Below are 21,615 nucleotides of genomic sequence, written 5' to 3'. Positions count from 1 at the left end.
AATCCAAAAATGTGCTCAGCAACACGTTTCGTCTAAATATTATATTTTGCCGACCAAATTTAATTCACACACCGTAAATACTACCGCCCCTCCGATCTAAGTTCAGAACAAATACATAAAACCGCAACCGCGAACCACACCTGCGTAACGTACTGAATGTCCTCTTGCTTCTTTGCACTGATTTACGACATAATGCCATCAAACAGCACTTTAGTGACTTTCGCCACATTATTTTTTTTTGAACCCGGCAGACTGCTACCTGACACCCACGAAATGACTTGATCTCAAGTCCAACAGGGAGGTTTGACCAATGACATTGTCTCAGGACAGGACCGCAGAAACGACCATAGACTTCGCGGCTATCCGCGGTACGCTCGTTAAAATGGCTACAGCCGCCGCCCTCGCCTTCACGCTTGCGGCAATATCACCAGCTGCGGCCCAGGACGCCACATATTCCGCCGATGATGTGAAACAGCATTTCAAGCAGCTCAAAACACGCTCGTTAAAGCCGGCAGGAAAATCTCGCGCGCTGTGCATTGGCACCAGAGATGAGTGCAATCCGAACCAGGCGGCAAAAGACACCGGCGGCCAGGTTGCTGTAACGCAGGATTCCGGTGAGGAAGCCCTGGTCGCAGACCCGGAAACGAAGGCTATTGGCGAAGGGTTCAACCTGCTTGTCTCGTTTGAATACGCCTCTGCGCGGCTGAGTTCCGTTGCAAAAGCCAATTTGCGGGAATTTGCCAAGGGCATTTCCGATCCGGATCTAGCCACTGCGGCATTTGTGATCGAAGGCCATACCGACGGCATTGGTTCAGCATCTTACAATCAACGCCTGTCTGAAGATCGCGCCAGCGCCGTCACCGAATTTCTTGTCTCCATTGGCGTTGGCAGGAATCGTCTGAAAACCATTGGTTACGGCAAAACACGGCCGAAAGTGGCCGACATCAACGACCCGGCGAACCGGCGGGTGGAGAGCAAATTGATATTTGAGTGATTTGAACGATAAGGCCGGCAATCCTGGTGAAGGCAACGAAAAACACCCCGCCTCACCAGGCAAACCGGCTCAAGGTGGGGGCGTATATGGATCTAGACCCGGACACATACGGCACGGAGATCGCGCCAGGCGCTGGCTGCGGACCGGACCTTTTCGACACGGACCCCGCATTCGCCGCCTTGATGGATTTTTGCGAAGAAAAACTGCCGGAACGTTTTGGCGATTTTGACCGGACTGAATTTGATTTTCCGGATTTATTCAATCAGATGGATGGCTTTTTAAAGCAATCCCGCGACATCAGACTACTTGCCTATCTCGGCCGATTCAGCCTGCTAAACGGCAACCTCAACCAGTTCGCAAATTCCATTCGAACAATCCAAAAACTCCTGAACGACCATTGGGAAAGCGTCCAGCCGGACGATGCGGATTTCGATCACATGGAGCGACTCGGTGCGCTGGAAGGACTCAACAGCCGCCCGACAGTGTTTTTGCCCCTGGAAGCGGCCCCGCTTCTAAAAACCCGGCGCAGCGGCCCAATCAGCTACCGCACCATTCAGATCGCAGCCGGCACCGCCACCGCGCGCGCGGATGAACCTACCATATCCCTTGGCGCCATCGAGGCGGCATTGACGTCAGGCGAAATGGAACAAGAGCAAATCGACCTTGTTCTCAAGGACCTGGCGGAGCTGCCAGATCTCCTGGAGACCATTTCCGGTGTCTGCGCAGCAAAGTTAGAGGAAACAGGAAAAGAAGCCGCTGCACCCAACTTTGAAAATCTTTGCACGCTGCTGCGGGAAATGTCCTCCGAACTGAACCTGCGCCTTGGCCGGATCGAGCCTGGTGATGACACCGAAGCAGGTAGCGAGGACGCCGCCTCTGCTGATGCGGATGAAACCGAACAAACCTCTGAGCCGACATCGACAGCCGACCTGACCAACGCTGCTCAAGCAAAACAGCTTCTGCAAACAGTGGAAACCTATTTCGCGACCCGGGAGCCGTCCCATCCAGCCCTGTTCCTTGTCCGCGAAGCCCACGGCCTTGTTGGACGCACATATCTGGACGCGCTGAAAATCCTCATGCCCCGGCGCTTTGACGATGTCAGCCTGCTGCTTGGCACCAGCGGCCTGCAGCTCTCCAATGACCGATTGCGGGACCTGAACGACAGCGGCACCGGAGACCTGGGCGACGTCGATGGATATGAAGCGCCAACAATCTCAAACCGCAATGAGGCAATGAAGGCGATTACAGCCGTCAAAGCCTATTTTTCGACCAACGAGCCCACCAGCCCTATCCCTCTTCTATTGGAGGAGGCTCAGAACATGAGCTCGGGATCCTTCACCGGCCTATTGAATTTGTTCCTAAGGCCGGATGACGACTAATACTTAACTTAAAAAAATATGGATGAAAGGCTGACGTAACTGACTGACACTATTGATCTTGACACAGACCCAGAACCGGTCCTCAATATTTGGACTGTCCTTCGAAAAATCGCGATCATGTGACCACGATCACTTAAATATGAATACTCCTAAGTTATATAAACTACACAAGATGAAGCGCAGAACAAAAAGAAACAACAAAACATAGAATTTACCTGCGCTTGTATTTGATTGTCTTTGACCGGCGACGACGCCGAACAGGAAATGAAAGGCAAGTACAATGGCATCTAAGAGCGGGCAAAGCTTTATTAAGCGCAATAGGCCTCCCCGGGTTCATATCTTCTATGAAGATCCGTTCGACGCGGAAGAAAAGGTGGAACTGCCGTTTGTCATGGGGATCATGGCCGACCTCTCCGGCGACAGTCCCGGCGTCGAAAAGCCAGATATTGGCGACCGGAAGCTGGCCGACATTGATATGGACAATTTCAGCTCGCGCATGAAAGCAATCCAGCCGGGCACCTCTTTCACCGTAAAGGACCGCCTTTCTGGTGAAGACGACAGCAAGATGAGCGTTCAGCTTCGGTTTGAAAACATGGACGACTTCAGTCCTGGCCGCGTTGCCGAGCAGGTCCCGGCCTTGAACAAACTCCTGGAAGCCCGCCGCAGTCTGGCAGCTCTGCGCACCATGATGGACGGCCGCGTTCAGGCAATCAGTCAGCTGGAAGAACTGACCCGTGACCCAGCTCTGATGGCGGCGCTCGCCAAACAGATCGAAGCGGATAAGTCCGATGCAGATGAAAATGCCGCTGAAAACGGCGGTGCAGAGGAGGCGTAAATGACCAATCCGGATACCAACGCCCAGACACAAGGCGCCCCGGCTGGTGGTGCGGTTACCGAAAAAAGTCCTGAGGAATTCGCCTCAATTTTGAAGCAGAATTTCCGGATCAAGGACAAGAACGACACGGCCAACAAGCTGGTCGACAACGCCATGTCGACCTTCCTTGAAGAGGCGATGGCCGACCAGACGCTGATCAAGGACGATGTTTACGACACCATCGACGAAATGATCGCCAAATTGGACAGCGCCCTGACGGACCAGGTGAATGAAATCATTCATGCACCTGAGTATCAGAAGCTGGAAAGCGCCTGGCGCGGTCTCGATTACCTTGTGCATCAGTCAGAGACCGATGCGTCCTTGAAACTGCATTTTTTGAACATCTCGAAAAATGAACTGGCCGGTGTCTTCAAGAGCTATCGCGGTGCCAAATGGGACCAAAGCCCGCTCTTCAAACAGATCTATGAAGCCGAATTCGGTCAGCTTGGCGGTCAGCCCTATGGATGTCTGGTTGGCGACTATGAATTCTCTAATGAACCGCAAGACATTACGATCCTGCGCGGCATGGCGAAGATCTCTGCAGCAGCCCACGCACCGTTCCTGGCAGCCGCCAATCCAAAGCTGATGCAGATGGAAAGCTGGACGGAATTGCCGGCAAAACGGGACTTGTCGAAGGTCTTTGACACCGAACTTCACGCTCAGTGGCGGACGCTTCGCGAATCTGAAGATGCCCGCTATCTCGGCCTCAGTCTTCCAAGGGTCCTGGCCCGTCAGCCTTATGGTGCCAAATCTGATCCGGTTGAAGAATTCGCGTTTGAAGAAGAATTCGAAGACAACAGCCATGACAACTACGGCTGGATGAACTCCGCCTATGCCATGGCAGCCAACATCAACCGGGCCTACAAGGAATACGGCTGGACCGTGCGGATCCGCGGCGTGGAAAGCGGCGGTCTGGTTGAAGAATTGCCGACCCATGTCTTTGAGACAGACGATGGCGGTGTCGATCAGAAGTGTCCGGCGGAAGTCGCGATCACTGACCGGCGGGAACATGAAATCTCCCGGCTTGGATTGATCCCGTTGATCCACCGTAAGAACACCGATCAGGCTGCCTTCCTGGGCGCGCAGTCGGTCTTCAAACCGCGGCAGTTCTCTGGCCCGGACGGCAAGGATGCAACGGCATCCGACAACCTATCGGCCCGCCTGCCCTACATGTTCGCGACCACAAGGTTTGCCCATTATCTGAAAGTAATGGTCCGCAACAAAATTGGCTCAACCAAAGAAGCAGCCCAACTGCAGCGCTGGTTGAACGACTGGATCATGGACTATGTCGATGGTGATCCGGACAATTCGACCGAAGAAACAAAGGCGCGCAAGCCGCTGCGGGAAGCAAAAGTCACGATTATCGATGACGAGGAAAACCCGGGATATTACAGAGCCCAGTTCTTCCTCAGACCACACTATCAGCTTGAAGGCATGGACATTGGCATGAGCCTGGCGTCGCGCATTCCGCAAGACGCAAGCTGAATGAGATCTGCCGGACGGGGTTAAGCCCTCCGCCCGGCAGGCATCCCAAGCGGATGCATCCCCGGATTTCCGGGCGGAGGTAACTACGGGACGCGAATGCGCCTTGGGGATCGAACCAATTGGTTCGAAAGAGTTGTCAGGAAAGTAACAGACACAAGGCCGGACCCATTTGGCCGGTTGTCAACACCCAAGAGGACCTAAGAAAATGGCTGTAGATTTTTTTCTAGAACTTGATGGTATTAACGGTGAAGCACAGGACAAAACCCATAAGGACAAAATTGACGTCCTGTCATGGTCATGGGGCGCCTCCCAGTCCGGCACAACACATATGGGTGGTGGCTCTGGTTCCGGTAAGGCCCATTTCCAGGATCTGGCGATAACCAAATTTGTCGACAAATCCACCCCAGTGCTGCTTCAGCATCTGTCGACCGGCAAACATATTACCAAAGGCACTCTTTATGTCCGCAAAGCGGCCGGTGACAGCCCGCTCGAGTACATCAAGATTGAGATGAAGGACATTATTGTCACCAGTTTGCAATCCGGTGGTGCCGGTTCTGAAGACCGGATTACTGAAAACGCCACGCTGAACTTTGGTGAGTACAAATATATCTACACCGTCCAAAACGCAGACGGGTCCAAAGGCGCGGCTCCAGAATTTGCCTGGGACATTGCCGCAAACGAAAAGAAATAAGATCGCAATACCAGCTGCTGGACATGTCCGGCAGCTGGAGCCTTTTTGGTTTGGCATCCGCTAAGTTTTCATAATCCGAATTTTCAAAAAATGATGATCGTAAGCCAGCGTGGGGCCAGTGAATGGCGAAACAAACGACAAAACTGCATTCGCCGCTGATGTGGGCCTTCCGGGCAATGGATGATCCGGACTTCAAGGCGGCAGAAGCGCGCCAAAAAGCTGAAAACGAAAACCAGGCTCTCAAAACAGGGCGTCGCCTTACCAGAGCCTACGGCATTTCAGATCATGCTTTGCTTTCAGAAGTCCGCCGGGACTTACAAGCCCTCCTCAATACCGTGCAATTGAACTCCACTCAGGACTTGTCCGACTTTCCGGAAGTGGAAAATTCAATCCTCAATTACGGTCTTCCGGATCTCTCTGTGCATGTGGTTGACACGATCCGCATCGAACAATTGGCGGTCGATATCCGCACGGCCTTGATCCGATTTGAACCCCGAATGGACCCGCGCACCCTCGTTGTTGAGCGCGATCGCGAATTTGAAAAGGACAATCTGAAAGTCCGATTTCTGATCAAGGCGGAAATCAGATGTGACCCCGTCCGGGTGGGCAGCGAATTTGTCGCCGATGTCGACCCGGCGTTTGGACGGATCAAGATTGTCGGGGCCTCATCATGAACCGCGAATTTCTCGATCTTTATAACCAGGAACTCACTTATCTGCGCGAACAGGGCGCAGCTTTCGCCGAAGCCTATCCCGCTGTGGCACAGCGCCTGGGCGATCTTTTGGAAGACCGGTCAGATCCGATGCTCTCCGGATTGCTGGAAGGCACAGCTTTTCTCGCAGCCCGCGTGCAGCTGAAGATGAAGCACGAGTTCTCCGAATTCACATCCAATTTCTTCGAGCAGCTATACCCCTCCGCCTTAGCACCGATCCCTTCCATGGTGCTGACCCGGATTACTCCGAAATATGGCGATGCCAATCTCAGGACCGGTATTACGATCGACCGCCATGCGCTGATGGAGGCCGTATTCCGGGAACGCCAGGGCGAAGTGCGCTGCCGGTTCACCTTCACGTCGCCCGTGACGTTGACGCCTTTGGAATTGACCGGTGCGCGGTATTTGAGTTCCGCCGCCCAGATCTCCGGGATGGGCGCAGACATGGCCGAAGACCGGCGGGCCCGGGCCGGGCTCGCCCTAACCTTCACCCACCGGATGTCTGAAGATCCGGAAATGGAGGTCTCGGCCGAAGAAGCATTGAAAAAACCGGAATACCAGGTCGCTGGATGCCGTATTGATAGCCTTCCGATCCGCTTTACCGGTGCCCTGGATCTTGCTGCCAAAATCTACGAACAGATCTTCGGCCACACGATCGCGCTATTTATCCGTACCGAAGATGCTTTCGGGCAAGTCACCCTGCAACGGCTCCCTGTGAATGGGATTGAACAGCTGGGATTTGACGAAGAAGACGCGCTTTTACGCAACAGCAAGCGGCTGTTCACCGGCTTTGATTATTTGCGGGACTATTTTAATTTTCCGCGCAGCTTTCTCGGCATGCGCCTGACCGGGCTTCGCCGTTACCTCGACCGGGTTCACGCGAAATCCTTTGATCTGGTTTTTGTCTTTGATGAAGCAGAAAGCCGCCTGCCCGCGCACGTTGAGCCCAAGATCTTCGCCCTACATGCCGCCCCAGCCGTCAATCTGTTTGAGCGCCAGACGGACCGGATCCCGATCAAAAAAGGCCAGCACGAGTTTCCAGTCATCGCGGACCGGACCCGGCCGCTTGATTATGAGGTCCATTCGGTCACCGAAGTGAATGCCCATTTCGCTGGCGGTGAAAAGCGTGGTGTCGAGCCGCTTTACAGCGTTGCCCCCGATGCTGAAAAAGCTGGCCACGATTGGTTCTACACCATCCGCCGCCTGCCGCGCCGCCAATCGTCTTCCGAAGTCCGCCGCCGTCAGCCGAGCGGCTATATCGGGACAGAGACCTATGTTTCGCTATCCAGCGGCGCTCATGCCGCGGCTTTGCTGGACAGTGGCGACAAAAAACTGTCCGAGCTCTCCTTGAAGGTGATCGCCTCCAACCGGGCACTCGCGGCTGATCTGCCCGTTGGCTCAAATCCCGACACATCACAACTGGGGGACTTCCGGATCTTGGATGACGTCGGCCTGAAGGTTGATTGTATTGCTGGCCCCACTGCGCCGCGGCCTCCACTCCTATCTTATAACGAACGATTGGGTGAAGATGGCCACGTCGGAGCGATCGTCTGGCGGCTCATCAACATCATGACTCTCAACCACTCCGGCCTCATCCATGATGCGGCGGGAGAAGACGGCCGGTCCTTCCGGGATATTCTAAGTGTGTTTGCCCCGCTCTCCGACAGTGCGGCCGACCGGCAAACACAATCGGTTCTATCCGTCTCAACCCGGCCAGTTGTCCGGCGTCTCCAGCAAAAAACCGGCACCGGTGTTGCCCGTGGTTTGGAGATTACGCTGACCTTGGATGACAAGGCGTTTGAAGGTGCCAGCGCTTTTCTGCTTGGCGCCGTGCTTGACCGGTTCCTCGCCGAATACGCGTCGATCAACCATTTCACCCAATGCATCATCGCGACGACGGAACGCGGCACCATCATGAAATGGCCTCCTCGGGTGGGCGCGCAGGGGATCATATGACCGACGCTGGCAACAAATCTGCACAGCCACCGGAAACAGACCGGAAACCCCAGCCTGCGGCCGATAAAACTGTAATCCGGCCAGGCGGGTTTGGTCGGGAAACCTGGGAACCCGCCACCGGCTTAGCACAGCCCTCCGAAGAAGACCTGTCTGAAAGGATAGAAGATACTGACACGACTTTATCGGACGCGACCAAATCCGGTGAGACTGAAGCAGACCAAGAAATAGCAAACGCAAAACCTGAAAAAACAGAAGACCTGACACCGGAGACTGAACCGGAACAGGTTGGGACCCCGGAAATACCGGAGGAACCCATCGAACCGGCCCCACCGGTCCAGCAACAATATGCGTCGTTGTTGAATGCCCTCGAAACCCGTTTGCAAGACCATCCGGGCGGTCATGATTTTCTGGCGGTCCTTCGAATGCTGGAGGGTCAAACCGCACAGCCATCCACCGCCAATGAAGGGTCAAAGAAAACAGATCCGGGTACACCACCGCGGATCGGCAAAAGCCGCCGGCTCAACGAAGACATCGTCCGCTTCGGCCAGGACCCCTCCAGCGAGTTTTCGCCCTCCACAATTGAACGGGTTCAAAGGGACGTCAAAGGCGGCCTTGTTCTGATGGAGCGCTTCTTAGGGTTGCTCGGACCGCATGGTGCCCTTCCCGCCCCGCTCACCGATGAAGCGATCATGCGGGGCCTGCGCGGCGAAGACAGTTTCCCACGTTTCCTGGATGTTTTTAATGGTAGGTTCATCCAGCTGTTCTTCCGCGCCTGGGCCGATGCCCGCCCGATTGTCCAGCATGACCGGCCGGATGACGACCGGTTCCTGGCTTACCTCGGCTCGACCATAGGCATCGGAACCCCGCTCTATCGCGATCAAGACACGCTGGATGACCGGCTTAAGCTGCATTATGCCGGCCTGATGGCGCCCAAGGTTAAGAGCGCCGCGCGGCTGAAAGCGCTGGTCTCTGGAACCTTCGGCGTGCGTGTTGAAATAGAACAATGCGTCGGCACCTGGCTGCATCTGGATCCGGATGATCAATTGGCCCTTGGCGGTTTTGGTCCTGGCGGTGCCGGAAGTCTCGGACGCGATACAATCGTCGGCGCTAAGATCTACAGTGTCAGCGACAAGATCCGGATCCGGATTTATACCGAAGATCTTGATCAATATCGGAAATTCCTGCCGCCAACCCGTACCAAACCCAATCCATTTACAGAAAAACTGTTCGACTTGATCGACTTTTATCTGGGTTTGGAACTCGAATATGAAATCGAACTGGCGTTGCCCAAACGCTGCGCCTCAGCCGTGCGTATGGACAAGACCGGGTCTGCCACCCTTGGCCACATTGGATGGCTGAAACCAGCGGCGCCGGAAACGCCAACAGACAAGGACATGGAGGACGACGAACTGCTGACGGACACGAGATTCCGTCCGGTGCGCCGTCACACCGCCGTTTATCAGTAGGATTTCTATCAGAAAGGCCGACGTGATGAGTGATATTCTGGTCGAAACAGTAGCCAACAAGCTCACAACAGTCAGTTATGAGAGCCTGGAAAATGCCATGCGGTTGACCAAAAGCTCCGGCCACCGACATTTGGAGATCGTCCATTGGCTCTATTATCTGCTCCGGGACGAGAATTCAGATCTGACCCACATCTTGCGCCACTTCGACATCGATAGTTCTGTGGTCGACAGCGACCTCCAGACCGCCATTGCCAAGTTTAAGATCAACCAGACGGAACTGCCGGGCATGGCAGCGCCTTTTCAGGAAGCGTTGGAACGCGCCTGGTTTGAAGGCACGCTCCGGTATGGCGATTATAAAATCCGCTCCGCCTATGTGTTGATCGCCGCCATGGGCGACAAATCGGCCTGGCGCCAGTTTTTAAGTTATTCCAGTGCCTTTGAGAAACTGAACCGGGATATCCTGGTGAAGAATCTGGATGCGATAGCGGGCGCTTCGGCTGAAACCGGCGCCCGGCCAATAGATGGTTCCGGTCCACAGACGGCCGCAGCTGCCGCTCCCGGGGAAGCCGCAGCCCCTGGAAGCGGCGCCGGTGAAGATGCGCTTTCGCAATTCACCGTCGATTTCACGGCTCGCGCCCGGGCCGAGGAATTTGATCCGATCGTCGGCCGTGACGAAGAAATCCGCCAGGTCATCGATGTGTTGTTGCGCCGCCGCCAGAACAATCCAATTCTGACTGGGGAGGCCGGGGTCGGCAAAACCGCTATCGTCGAAGGCTTTGCACAAAAAATCGTCGCAGGCGACGTGCCCCCATCTCTGCTCGGGACCCGGCTTTGCGCCCTTGATCTCGGTCTTCTTCAGGCAGGCGCCTCGATGAAGGGCGAGTTTGAAAAACGCCTGCGCGCGGTCATCGATGCGGTCCATGCCTCTATCGTCCCGACGATCTTGTTCATCGATGAAGCCCATACCTTGATCGGCGCTGGTGGTGCCGCCGGCACCGGCGATGCCGCCAACCTATTAAAACCGGCCTTAGCTCGGGGAACACTGCGCACGGTTGCGGCAACAACCTGGTCCGAATACCGGCAGCATTTTGAAAAAGACCCAGCCCTCACCCGCCGCTTCCAGCCGGTTCAAGTCGATGAACCGGATGAAGAGAAATGCTTTGCCATGGTGCGCGGCCTTCTCGGCCCCATGGAAGACCATCACCAAGTCCGTATCTTGGACAGCGCCGTGCGGTCCGCCGTATCGCTGTCGCACCGCTATATTCCAGCCCGCCAGCTCCCCGACAAGGCGGTCAGCGTTCTGGATACAGCCTCGGCCCGGGTCAATATTTCGCAAGCCGCTCAGCCAGCCAAATTGCTCGATCTTGTCGCCAAGAAGGGATTTCTGGAAACCGAACACAAGGCGCTCAGCAATGATACCGAACTTGGTATGGAGCACGAGGAGCAACTAAGTGCGCTGACCGAGGCCATTGAAAAGACGGAGCAGGACATTGAGACGCTCCGCGGCGAATGGGAAGCCGAACGCCTCTTGGTTGCCGGCATCCGGCGCCTCAACAAAGCGTTGATGGATCTGAGCGGCGGCGAACCTGCGCCCCATCCAGACGCTGCCGAAATCGCGGATCCTGAACACGAAGGCCCTGCCCTGGTGCCGATTGATGACATTGATCTGGATCTCGGTATCGACCTTGCTGACGAACAAGCAATCCGTGATGCCCTTCATGACAAACGGGCGGAACTTGCCAAAATCCCGGAAGATGACCGCATGGTCTATGCCTATGTCGATGACGAGGCAGTTGCCAGCATCATTTCCGATTGGACAGGCATTCCGGTTGGCCGCATGGTGCAGGATGAAATGCAGACCATCCTGTCATTGACGGAGAGCCTGAACAAACGGGTGATTGGCCAGTCTCATGGTCTCGCCATGATCGCCAAGCGCATTGAGACCAGCCGCGCGCAGCTCGGCAATCCGGACAAGCCGATTGGCGTCTTCATGCTGTGCGGCCCGTCTGGCGTCGGCAAAACAGAAACAGCCCTTGCACTCGCTGAAACGCTCTATGGCGGCGAAGACAGCCTGATCACCATCAACATGTCGGAGTTCCAGGAAGCGCATTCCGTCTCCGGCCTCAAAGGCGCGCCTCCCGGCTATGTCGGCTATGGCGAAGGGGGCCGTTTGACAGAAGCGGTCCGCCGCAAACCCTATTCGGTTGTGCTCCTCGATGAAGTCGAAAAAGCCCATCCGGACGTGCATGAAATCTTCTTCCAGGTGTTTGATAAAGGCTGGATGGAAGACGGCATGGGCCGGAAGATCGATTTCCGCAACACGCTGATCTTGTTGACGTCGAACGTCGGCACCGACCTGATCATGAGCGCGGCCAGCCAGATGCTGGACACACCCGTTTCTGATGATCCGGAAATGGCTGCGACGGATCCGAATGCACCGGATCCGGAAAAACTCGCCGAAAGTCTGCGGCCGGCGCTACTGGAGGTTTTCCCGCCGGCGCTGCTCGGCCGGATCGTTACAATCCCCTACTATCCGCTGTCGCCGTCCATGCTCGGCTTCATCATCCGCCTGCAGCTCAACAAGATCGTCAAACGGGTCAAACAGAACCGCGGCGCCGATCTCACTTATGGCGAAGATGTTGTCGCCTACATCGTGTCGCTCTGCCGCGACCCGGACAGCGGCGGGCGCATGATCGACAACATTCTGACGAATGATTTGCTGCCCAAACTGTCCCGTGCATTCCTGACCGCGGAAATGAACGGCGAGGAACTCACCAGTGTCACGTTGAAGGCCGGGGATGATGGGATCGAAATCGATCAGGGCTGAATGAGCTTTAGATCTCTGACCTTTTGAGAAGGCGTCGCCGCCATTGTACGGCGACCGTCACCTTAAGTGCGTCATCCCTCAACAACACACAATCCACATAGACACTCTTCAATCAAACAAGATGTGTCTGTAATCACTGACGTATTTTCAAAAACTCCCACAATTGGCATGAACTCAAACGAAAGGTTGACGACATGCCAGTTGGTAAAATCTTTTCAGAGGGCACCAAAGCAGCGGCAAAAGAAGGTGCAAAAAAGCTGATCAACGAGTTGATCGGCCTGGCCATCAACGAAGCGTTGAAAGCCGAAGCTTATGGCATCAGCAAAGCTCTGGCGGATACTGAAATAAGCCGCGACATGCGTCGGCGCCAGCTGACAAAAAAAGGCAAAGAACTCCAAAAGGCATTCGGCAAACACGCGGATGCAGCCGTTACCGGACTGAGTTACTCCTTAGCTGTTGCCAATGTGTTTGGAGAGGCGAACCGCTATCCAATGCTTCCAGCGGATGATCTTTTAGACACGTTGAAAGGCATGCTCGGTACAATTGATACAGCCGTAGACCGTGAGTACCAAAAGTATCTGACGAAGATCAATGAAAGCGGACCGCCAGCAAAAGCTGGTAATGTTATTCACCTGGTCGCCGGTGTCCCTGAAAGCTGGGCAAATTCTGTCGATTGGAAACCGATTTACAAGAAGCTCCAAGCCGATCTTCGGGCTCGGCTACAGAAGCTGGAAAACGCGCGTGTGAAGCGGATCGAGGTACAGAAGGGCCGCAACGCTCTAAAGGATCAGATCCAGTTCAAACTCGTCAACGCGCTTGCAGATCTCCGGATCATGATCGGCAAATTCGTGCAGATGGACCGCGATGCTGACATCGTTGAGGGATGGCGTGCGGAGTCCCAACGCAAATGGAAAATAAACCTGAAGAAACTGAACCAGGGAACCGAACAACATCGGAAGTTTCATGAAAAGGGCATCGTTTTTTGGGAAGGTGAAGTTTACCGCAAAAAGGACCACAAGAAGTTTGTCAGCGTCCTGAGGTCTTATGTCACCAAGGAAAACAAAACCCACAAAACATACAATCAGTACAACACCCAGCATGAAGCCCTGGCGAAAAAAGCCGATGCCTTCGAAAAACGGCTTTTCAACAAACTGGCCCAAATCCGCGACCTGCACTGGCAACTTTGGAAAGTCAGAAGCGAGTTAAAACTCAAGACCGGCAAAGAACCGATCCGCGCCCTGAAACTCCCGCCGGTCGATGTGCCATGGCGGCTGAAAACGGGATATGTGAAGCTGCGCAGCGACACCTATCCCTTTGATACTGCAGTCCCCGGGAACTAGAGCCAGTACGAACCGCCAATTCATTGCCAGTCCAAATCGCCCCCCTGGCTGGACCAGGCACTCAGTCAAAGGAAACGGGCGCTGCGAATGCAGCGCCCGTTGTTAAGACCGGTGTCTAGCGCCCGCGTTGGTTCACCGTCCTTTGGACCCCGGCGCATAGGCAGGTTGTAACTTCTTCAAAGCAAACTGAGCGCGCATGAGCAATTGCTTGTCGACCGTTTCCTTTGAACTGCTGAAACCGCCGTATGTCGCGTCCATGCCGAAAAAGTTGTGACCGACCAGCGCCTTATAGAGTGTATCGATCCGCTTTTTCACCAACTCACCAGCGTCGTTGTAAATCACCTCTTGCTGGTGGCGGCGGTGGTCGCGTCCTGTTTTCGGATAGTTTTTGTCCGTCGGGTTTTGCGGGATTCCCTTGGTCACGGTGTATTCTTCGGCAAAGGACCCAAACGGGGTCCGGTTCCAGCGCCACTCCTGAACTTTGATTTGATCCAGCGTCAGCAGATACCGCATCCAGAACGACAGCTCGATCCGCTCTTTCAACTTGTCGGGCATCTTATGGCTGAGTTTTAAGAGCTTGGACGACTGGTGAAACTTCTTGAGATATTCCTGCTCTTTGTCCTTCAGTTTGCCGTTGAAGATCTCCTCAATCAACAACAAGGCTGTGTGACACAGGCCGTCCACATATCCGGTCATATTGACGAGCACCGTCAAGGGCTCATCGATAAATCCTTTGGCATGCTTGATGTCTTGCGGCTGGTTTGTGAGGGCAGCTTTCAACTTGTCCCCGGCCTTGGCGCTGACAACATCAAACAAGGCGCCGGCGACAAATTCCGACCGGATATCATTGGCGACGAAATCCAGTGTTTTGAAGGACCGTTCTCCTAAGTTTGCTGATACATAGTCCAAGACCGGTCCGTTGAGCATCTTTTGGGATATTTTCCCGGCGCAGGCCTTTGCACAGGCTGCTCCCATGACAGTTCCGAGCCCAAACCCGCCAATCAATGACAGGGCAAGGACGGCCATCTCAGCTTTTGCCTCGGCCTCCGCCTTGTCTGCAGCGTCTTGAGCTTCAAGAGTTTTGGTGAAATTTGTGTAGGCCTGCTGATAGGCCGCACAGAATGGTGAAATGACTTGGCTGCTATAGGCTGCGCGGGCAGTCTGCACCCATCTGTTGGCTGTGGCTTCAGTGATGTTGGCCATGGACTTCTTGCCTCCGTAAGCAATGTTTTGATGGAAGAAATGCGGTTAACGCCGATCAATAAGCCGGTTCACCGATCGTCGGACGGTAACCGAACCGAAGCGCGGGCTGGTTGTTCAGCGCCAAACGGATCCGCCGCTCTAATCGAGCAATTTCGGTCGTCAGACTCTGAATTTGCACCTGTAATCGAGCCTTCATTTGCGTCAGCTCGCTGTAGGGGCGCTGCCAGTACTGCACCAGTACCGAAGAGACGGCGAGCCGGAGGTCATAATCGCTGATATCCGGATTTTCCCGGCGAACCAGGGCAGATACCTCCCTGTTCAAGACATCATCGATTTCGCCAAAGCGCATTCCATCAAGACCTAGAAAGACCTGAGTGTCTTGCTGAATTCCGCCGATATCCTGGTTCAATGTCGTCCGGCATGCTTCGCCGCAAATCCGCGCCAACCGTTCCAGGAAAGCCCGCTCTGTCTGTTGATCCCGGCCCCAGCGGTCATAGACTTGTTTGGCCAATCTCAAAAATTCAGCCGCATCCTTTAGATCGCCCACCCCGGGGCGCCGGGCGCTGCCATCGCGTTCCCGGAAGAAAGTGCCACCATCATTTTCCGGGGAATCCAAAAGATCGAATTCATAAGCATGCCCTTGCCGCTGCTCAGCCCATTGTTCCAGGGCGTATTGAACCCCGACCACTGGCGCTTCAACCATGAGTTTGACTGCGTGGTATTCAATCAGAATGTTTCGCAGGGCCGGATTCCGCGCGATCGCGACAACATTGTTGATCTTGTCCAGAATGGCCTTTGCGGCCAACGCCTCTTCAACGGCAGCTGTTGCTTGGGCATATCGAACGCCCTGCGTTGTTGCATAGGCCCCTTCGGCGACATAGGCGCCTGCCATGACGGCTTCCACAGCCGCTGTCAGACCGAGCGTTGCGATCGACACGACGACATGGACAATCAATTGATTGACCGCGTCATCCATGCGCTGCGCATGGCGGACATGGCGTTCTGTTTCAAGATTTTGCCCATGATAAACGACCCGCATCTCCAGCCGCTCCTGAGCAGCAGCAACAGCGGCCAGAGCAGAGGTTTTTCCCATAAGCTGAGCGGACATTTCGGCAAGACGGTCAAATTCTGTATTGTTTGGCACGGCAACTCTCCCAAACTCCGACGGCACTTTTCAGGGCCGGGAAGTTTGCTTCCGGGTTTCTTTGCCCACGCAAACAATTTATTTGATTTCGAAGATTTTTTAAGTGCTACAGAACACACATCAGCGAATTTAGACGCAGATATTAAATTTAAATTGAATACAAAAAACAGAAATTACATAGTAAATATTCTAAATGTGATTTTCTTTACATGCAATCCAGGTAACGCACAAAAATATGCATCTAAATTCTCTTCAAACATTCCATAGGATGCTGAGATATTTTTTCCGATGAACAATCAACCGCCAACCAAGACGGTGAAGTCACCGGTGGTGATCACGCCACCTTTCAGGGTTGGGTCCCCAATCCGGGCAAGGGGCAATCCGTTGACCAATACTGTGATCGATCCCATGATGATCGGGTCGACATTCGCCGGCGGCGGACCGACGCAGGCACAAAGATCTGTCATCCGCGCGGCCGGGCGCTTTCCGATCAGCGTTGTCACCGCACACGGCGGAATGATTGGCAATCCGGGAGGGATCGGTGTCATGGGGCACACGTGAAAATCGCCCAATCGGGCAGCCGGACGGTTCATTAAAAGCTCCTGTCTCGGTTCGTTGGCTCACTATACTCCAAAACTGGTCCATTGATTGCGATTTACATCACAAACTAACGGAGTTTGACCGAGCCTATTGTGTCGTCAGGACCGTCTGAACAAAGTCCCGGTACCCTTTCAAAGCCGGACTAGACACCGTCTGCGGCGCATCGGTTCCGGTCTCCATCTCAAAAGCCAACGGATCGGTCGGCTCGCCGCGCTGGCGGATTTCAAAATGAAGGTGCGGTCCGGTGGAGAGGCCTGTCGTCCCGACATAGCCGATCAGATCTCCTGCCTGCACGACCGACTCCAGTTCGATACCCTCACCGTACTCATGCAAATGTGCGTAGCGTGTGGTGATGCCGTCTTTGTGACGCAGTTCAATGAAATTGCCGTAGCCGCCGCGGACATCGCGGTAACTGACCTTGCCTGAAAAGGCCGCCCGGATGGGGGTGCCCGTCGGCGCGGCCCAATCCACACCGGCGTGAAGGCGGGAGGTCTTTTTGATCGGATGAAACCGCATGCCGAATTTCGATGTCAAAACACCTTTGACCGGAACCAGCATCGCACCGGAAATGCTGACTTTGCCGCCTTCGTTGACGCAGGCGAACCGCGGACTTCCCGGAGCTTTGAGGACATAACAGCGGACCGACCAATTGTCGCCCCGCCGGACACCGGCAAAAAGAACCCGGCCACCACCGCGTTTTTCATCCCTGGGCTGAGCTGAAAACAGCAGCGTAAACCGTTCGCCCGGTTTGACGGCGCGTTTCAGGTCTGTGGTTGGGGCGAGATAAGCAATCGCCTCACCGACAATCGAGGCTGGAACCGCATTTCGGATAGCAGTTGCGTAAAGACCGTCGATCAGGCGGTGGCTTTTGGTTTTGCCGTCTTTTTTGTCCTCAGCTGGTTCTTCCTGCTCAAAGGGTTTACCGAACCAGGGATCTGCGCCCGCCACATACCCCGCCTGATCCCGGCTGGTGGAAAGCGAGGCCGTTCCCAAGTAGCCGTCGGCGGCATAGAGGGACATTTGAACCGGCCGGTAATAGTCGCCGATCCGGCCTATCTTATTGGGCAAACGAACACCTCGAACAGCGACTTTATCGCCCGCGACAAAATCGCCCCGTCCAAACTCGGATTTCATGAACCCTGCGGCGTCCGCCGCCATGTCTTTGTCGAACCCGTGCGCGGTCAAATAGGACTCAATTGGCACCGCCTTGTAAACAGCTTCCCGAATTTCAATCCGATGGGCACCCTGACCAATCGGCCGCTCATTCAGATAAAGATCCAAGGTATTGGTTGCCGGTTTCAAAAACACCGGCAGTGCGGCTCCGGCATCCGCGGGATCTTCTTCAACAATATCCAGGCTATCAGAATCCTGACCGCCGCCGAAATTGCCAAACTGAAAATCTGCCTCGGTCCCAGGCGCGCGGATCACGAGTGTTCCGCTCTCATCCAGCATCTGACTGTCGAGCACATAGGCAGCCGCCGCATTGGCAAGACCAAACTTGTCGCTGCCGCTGTCCAGTCCCAGAGGGCGTTCCGACAATTCGATACGTTGATGGGCGTCGGAGGAACGGAGCAATACCGGATCACCAGCCAGCGGGATCACCGCAGACAAGGCCATGTCATAAAACGGATCAGCCGGCGTTTCGAGCTCGTCAGAATTGACCTCAGCAGTCACCTGTTCCTGCGCGTCTTCAGATTGGCCTGGCGGTATTGCCTGTTCAGATTGTGAGTCTCTGACCGCAGGGTCTTCCACCCTCGCCTGCTCTGTTACGGATTCAGCTGTGCTCTGTTGACCGTCCTCTGGCGAAGAAAACGTGATCGCACCGGAACTGATGAGGAGCGCGACACTGCCACCACCAGCTCCCAAGAGCAAAAAGATTACCGCGATGCCAGCAAACTTCCAGAGGTTGGATTTTCCGTTGGATTGTTGGGGCTTTGCAGGACTTTTGTCGAGCGGCCCTGGGTCAGCTTGGACAATTTCGGCAGCTTTAAACGCAGTCGACGATGCAGGCCGGATGATGGTCTTGTCAAACTCCGGCCGCGGCTGTCCGCCTGGTGGATTGTCCGGCCACTCACCCATACGGCCTCACTGGCATCACAATCGATTGTCCTGATTACAGGTAGCAATCAAATGATGCCCGAAAAAGCGCATAATTCAAACAACTAACGCGGAAACTTGACCAGTTTCGGAGGTTGCCGCCGGTCTTTTTGGTCACCGGTTTCCTTATCCGGCTCCATGTACATCGCTGGCACGTCCAGAGTGAACACATGCGTGTCATGGCTTAAACCACGAAGCTGCCCGCTCCATATCTTTTTAACCGGATAATCTTCCGGTAATTTGCTGGCGACCGTATCATTCACGGCCAGGCGCACCTTTTTATCCTTAGCAACACTTTCGATCCGGCTCGCAGTATTCACAGTCGTGCCCATCACAGTGAAAGACCGCCGGTGCTGGCCACCGATATCCCCAACCAGGACAGGGCCGGAGTTCAGCGCGATGCGAAGATCCAGCGCGGTCTGACCGGTTTGGGATCGAATGCCATCCAGCAGCTCAACGATCTCGCGCGACGCATCAACCGCTGCCTGCTCCGGAAATTCAACAGTATTGGGGGCGTTCCACACGGCCATGATGGCATCGCCAATGTATTTGTCGATGTAACCGCCGTGTTTGGTGATCACCTGTCCGATGGCATCAAAGCTTGTGTTGACCACCCGCACCACTTCATGATCCGGCAACCGTTCGGACATCTTGGTGAAACCGACGATATCGATGAAGGCAACCACGACATAACGAGTCTCCCCGCCAAGCTCCGGCAATTCCTCAGACTGGGCCATTTGCTGAATGACATCCGGAGACAAGTAATGACCGAAGAGGCGCACCAGTGACCGCTGCCGCCGTTGCAGTACGCCAACCTTGCCGATCGCAGCGACAACCATACCAGAAATGGCCGCGACTGGTGCGACGCCTGGGGCCAACAAATAGCCAAAATCGAGGCCAACAAAACTCAGGCTCAATCCAGCACTCATACCAATTGCAGCAACGATGGGTAAAACGGAGAGCGGCAACAAAAGGCCCGCACACGCGCCAAAAATCGCAAATAACACGGCAATTACTGAGAGCGTCCCGGGTGGCGGATCTAAAGCCGTGCGGCCTGATAATGCGGCCCCGATCAAATCGGCCAGGACATATACCCCGGCAGTTGCATGGCGGACATACGGCCGGCCGCTTTCACCGGTCTCTGCAAGGGTGTCTGGCAGCCAAGGTAAGAACCGGTCGGAATAAAGGTGCTCATCTTCATTCGGCATTGTGCTGCCGAAGAGAACCACCCGGCCGGTTGCAAAGTCCCGCAGTTTTTCCCGGCCAGTTTCTGTCTCCGCCATAGCCAGAACATCTAGCAGGGAGAGATACGGCAACGACGTCGCCAGTCGGTTTTCCGGTACTGCGACATAACTGTCAGATGCCGATGACCGTACGCTCGCAAGCAACGCATCAATCAGCAAGGGAGATTCATCAAGCGGCGGCTGCGGCGTATGACGGCGAACCACCCCATCGTTATCAGGCGTTACTTCCGCATACCGGACACCGGATGCCCCGGCCGCTGCGGACACAGACCGGTGCGGGACACCCGTGCTTGTTCTGGAAACAAAAACCTTGCCGCGGTTGCGGTATAAAAACCCGAGAAACGGCCGGTCAAATCCGCGTAGCCGGGCTTCGCCGGAATTTGGATCAGCAAAAGAATCTGCACTAAACGCAAAGACAAAGTCATATCCGACCCCGACAGCGCCAGCGTCCAAAATAGCCTGCCCAGCTTCGGCAAAAACCGGTGTCATGAAGACACGCGGCACGGTCGCCAGACGTTTAGAATCGAGGGAAACCTGATCCAGTCCCACCACCGCAACCGGAGACGGCGGAGGTGCGTCTGACTTGAACAAATGCGCACGCAGCTGAAAGATACGGTCGGTGACCCAGCCTTCCCAGATCGCCTTGTCGGCAGTCAACCCAAGCAAAGTACCAGCGGCGATCGCCAGAATTGCGATCGCCACAACAAGCCGTTTCCGGCTGGTAAACTGATCTGATATGCGCCTGTCGGCTGTCATTTTACCACGACAACAGCGGTCTTCCGTCCAACAGAAGCCGGGTCGATGGTGAACTTGCGCATAACCACACCGAAGTCCGGTGCCTTACCTTGGAAGAACAACTCGACATCGACCTTGTCCGTTTCTTCACTGCGGACAGGCATGTCAGTCAAAATGTTTTCGCCAAGTTCGAAGCGTTTCGGCGCGCCGCCCTCAAAGGCAACAAAGACCGTATCGTAATCTGTCTTCAGTTGCTCATCAAAGCGCAGCATCAACGATGCGGCCGTCTTGTTGGCCGCTTTTATGCTGCGCAAAGTGACCGTAAGGCCCTTTTTCTCATCGGCGCTCGGAGTGCTGCCACTGTCAGCCTGGAGGCAATTTCCGGCGCGCAGTTCCTTTTCGACACCGCCGTCAACAACATAGCCTGTCGAAGAGATCATGACCCGGCCAGATGTGATCCGAACTTCGCGGCAGGCGCTGTAGTCGAGAAGATCGATATGCCCGGAATTGCCAAGTTCCACGACATCGCCGGGAGACAATTCTGTAAAGGCTGGAAACGTCACTGCTTCGGATTTGTCCAGAACAAGTGCGATTGGTTCAGCCTGCGCAGCCCCGGCTGCCAGAATGCCCCCGATGGCAGCACCGGCAGCTTTCATCCGGGCGGACTTCGGACAGGCGAAGAAGAAACCGGATAGGACCGTCATGTCAGTCTCCTGTACAATAATTCTGTGGCACTGCGTCCTGTGCAGAGGCCTTGTGTAATTTAATATAACAACTGTCTGGGATCTTCATGTGGCGGCTGTCACAAAATGACTGTTTCCGGTCCAAATAGAAAATTTTCTTCCAGACTCATTTGTTGTTACCTTGC

Annotated in this window: 16 protein-coding genes; 10 read left to right on the top strand and 6 right to left on the bottom strand. The window is 54.9% G+C overall.

Annotated elements, in window-relative coordinates:
• Window positions 1-310: 310 nt before the first annotated feature.
• The 10 genes from ACOOFE_RS11585 to ACOOFE_RS11540 all read left to right on the top strand — a co-directional run bounded on the left by ACOOFE_RS11585 (window position 311) and on the right by ACOOFE_RS11540 (window position 13,724).
• On the top strand, window positions 311-994 hold the full coding sequence (locus ACOOFE_RS11585; protein WP_420415055.1) for an OmpA family protein: 684 nt from the start codon (window positions 311-313) through the stop codon (window positions 992-994).
• A gap of 86 nt (window positions 995-1,080) precedes the next feature.
• Window positions 1,081-2,373 (top strand): ImpA family type VI secretion system protein, encoded by a 1,293-nt coding sequence (locus tag ACOOFE_RS11580; RefSeq protein WP_420415054.1) that lies wholly within the window; start codon window positions 1,081-1,083, stop codon window positions 2,371-2,373.
• A gap of 280 nt (window positions 2,374-2,653) precedes the next feature.
• Window positions 2,654-3,208 (top strand): type VI secretion system contractile sheath small subunit, encoded by a 555-nt coding sequence (gene tssB, locus ACOOFE_RS11575; protein WP_420415053.1) that lies wholly within the window; start codon window positions 2,654-2,656, stop codon window positions 3,206-3,208.
• Window positions 3,209-4,732, top strand: coding sequence for a type VI secretion system contractile sheath large subunit (gene tssC, locus ACOOFE_RS11570; RefSeq protein WP_420415052.1), 1,524 nt, complete (start codon window positions 3,209-3,211; stop codon window positions 4,730-4,732). It abuts the gene before it with no gap.
• 205 nt (window positions 4,733-4,937) lie between these two features.
• Window positions 4,938-5,423, top strand: coding sequence for an Hcp family type VI secretion system effector (locus ACOOFE_RS11565; protein ID WP_420415051.1), 486 nt, complete (start codon window positions 4,938-4,940; stop codon window positions 5,421-5,423).
• A 122-nt stretch (window positions 5,424-5,545) separates the two neighbouring features.
• Entirely contained in the window at window positions 5,546-6,097 is a 552-nt protein-coding gene (gene tssE, locus ACOOFE_RS11560) for a type VI secretion system baseplate subunit TssE (RefSeq protein ID WP_420415050.1), read from the top strand.
• The gene (gene tssF / locus ACOOFE_RS11555) at window positions 6,094-8,091 is read left to right on the top strand and encodes a type VI secretion system baseplate subunit TssF (RefSeq protein WP_420415049.1); all 1,998 of its coding nucleotides are present in this window, start codon (window positions 6,094-6,096) and stop codon (window positions 8,089-8,091) included. The genes tssE and tssF overlap by 4 nt, the downstream gene beginning before the upstream one ends.
• On the top strand, window positions 8,088-9,557 hold the full coding sequence (gene tssG / locus ACOOFE_RS11550) for a type VI secretion system baseplate subunit TssG (RefSeq protein WP_420415048.1): 1,470 nt from the start codon (window positions 8,088-8,090) through the stop codon (window positions 9,555-9,557). The genes tssF and tssG overlap by 4 nt, the downstream gene beginning before the upstream one ends.
• Before the next feature lie 25 nt (window positions 9,558-9,582).
• The gene (tssH, locus tag ACOOFE_RS11545) at window positions 9,583-12,384 is read left to right on the top strand and encodes a type VI secretion system ATPase TssH (protein ID WP_420415047.1); all 2,802 of its coding nucleotides are present in this window, start codon (window positions 9,583-9,585) and stop codon (window positions 12,382-12,384) included.
• Between the two features lie 194 nt (window positions 12,385-12,578).
• Window positions 12,579-13,724 carry a hypothetical protein gene (locus ACOOFE_RS11540; protein ID WP_420415046.1) on the top strand — a complete coding sequence of 382 codons (1,146 nt, stop codon included), beginning with the start codon at window positions 12,579-12,581 and terminating at the stop codon, window positions 13,722-13,724.
• Window positions 13,725-13,856: 132 nt separating this feature from the next.
• On the opposite strand, the gene ACOOFE_RS11535 is transcribed toward ACOOFE_RS11540, so the two are convergent.
• The 6 genes from ACOOFE_RS11535 to ACOOFE_RS11510 all read right to left on the bottom strand — a co-directional run bounded on the left by ACOOFE_RS11535 (window position 13,857) and on the right by ACOOFE_RS11510 (window position 21,451).
• Window positions 13,857-14,927 (bottom strand): hypothetical protein, encoded by a 1,071-nt coding sequence (locus ACOOFE_RS11535; RefSeq protein ID WP_420415045.1) that lies wholly within the window; start codon window positions 14,925-14,927, stop codon window positions 13,857-13,859.
• A gap of 55 nt (window positions 14,928-14,982) precedes the next feature.
• A complete protein-coding gene (locus ACOOFE_RS11530; protein ID WP_420415044.1) occupies window positions 14,983-16,071 on the bottom strand; it encodes a hypothetical protein in 1,089 nt (362 codons plus the stop codon).
• Window positions 16,072-16,367: 296 nt separating this feature from the next.
• Window positions 16,368-16,664, bottom strand: coding sequence for a PAAR domain-containing protein (locus ACOOFE_RS11525; protein ID WP_420415043.1), 297 nt, complete (start codon window positions 16,662-16,664; stop codon window positions 16,368-16,370).
• A gap of 94 nt (window positions 16,665-16,758) precedes the next feature.
• Window positions 16,759-18,750 carry a M23 family metallopeptidase gene (locus ACOOFE_RS11520; protein WP_420415042.1) on the bottom strand — a complete coding sequence of 664 codons (1,992 nt, stop codon included), beginning with the start codon at window positions 18,748-18,750 and terminating at the stop codon, window positions 16,759-16,761.
• An 83-nt stretch (window positions 18,751-18,833) separates the two neighbouring features.
• Entirely contained in the window at window positions 18,834-20,768 is a 1,935-nt protein-coding gene (locus ACOOFE_RS11515) for an adenylate/guanylate cyclase domain-containing protein (protein ID WP_420415041.1), read from the bottom strand.
• Entirely contained in the window at window positions 20,765-21,451 is a 687-nt protein-coding gene (locus ACOOFE_RS11510) for a hypothetical protein (RefSeq protein ID WP_420415040.1), read from the bottom strand. The genes ACOOFE_RS11515 and ACOOFE_RS11510 overlap by 4 nt, the downstream gene beginning before the upstream one ends.
• Window positions 21,452-21,615: the final 164 nt, after the last annotated feature.

The sequence above is a fragment of the Roseibium sp. genome (genome assembly GCF_965216085.1).
Classification (GTDB): Bacteria; Pseudomonadota; Alphaproteobacteria; order Rhizobiales; family Stappiaceae; genus Roseibium.
Note: the sequence above shows the minus strand (reverse complement) of the source record. Positions and strands in the feature narration are given on the sequence as shown.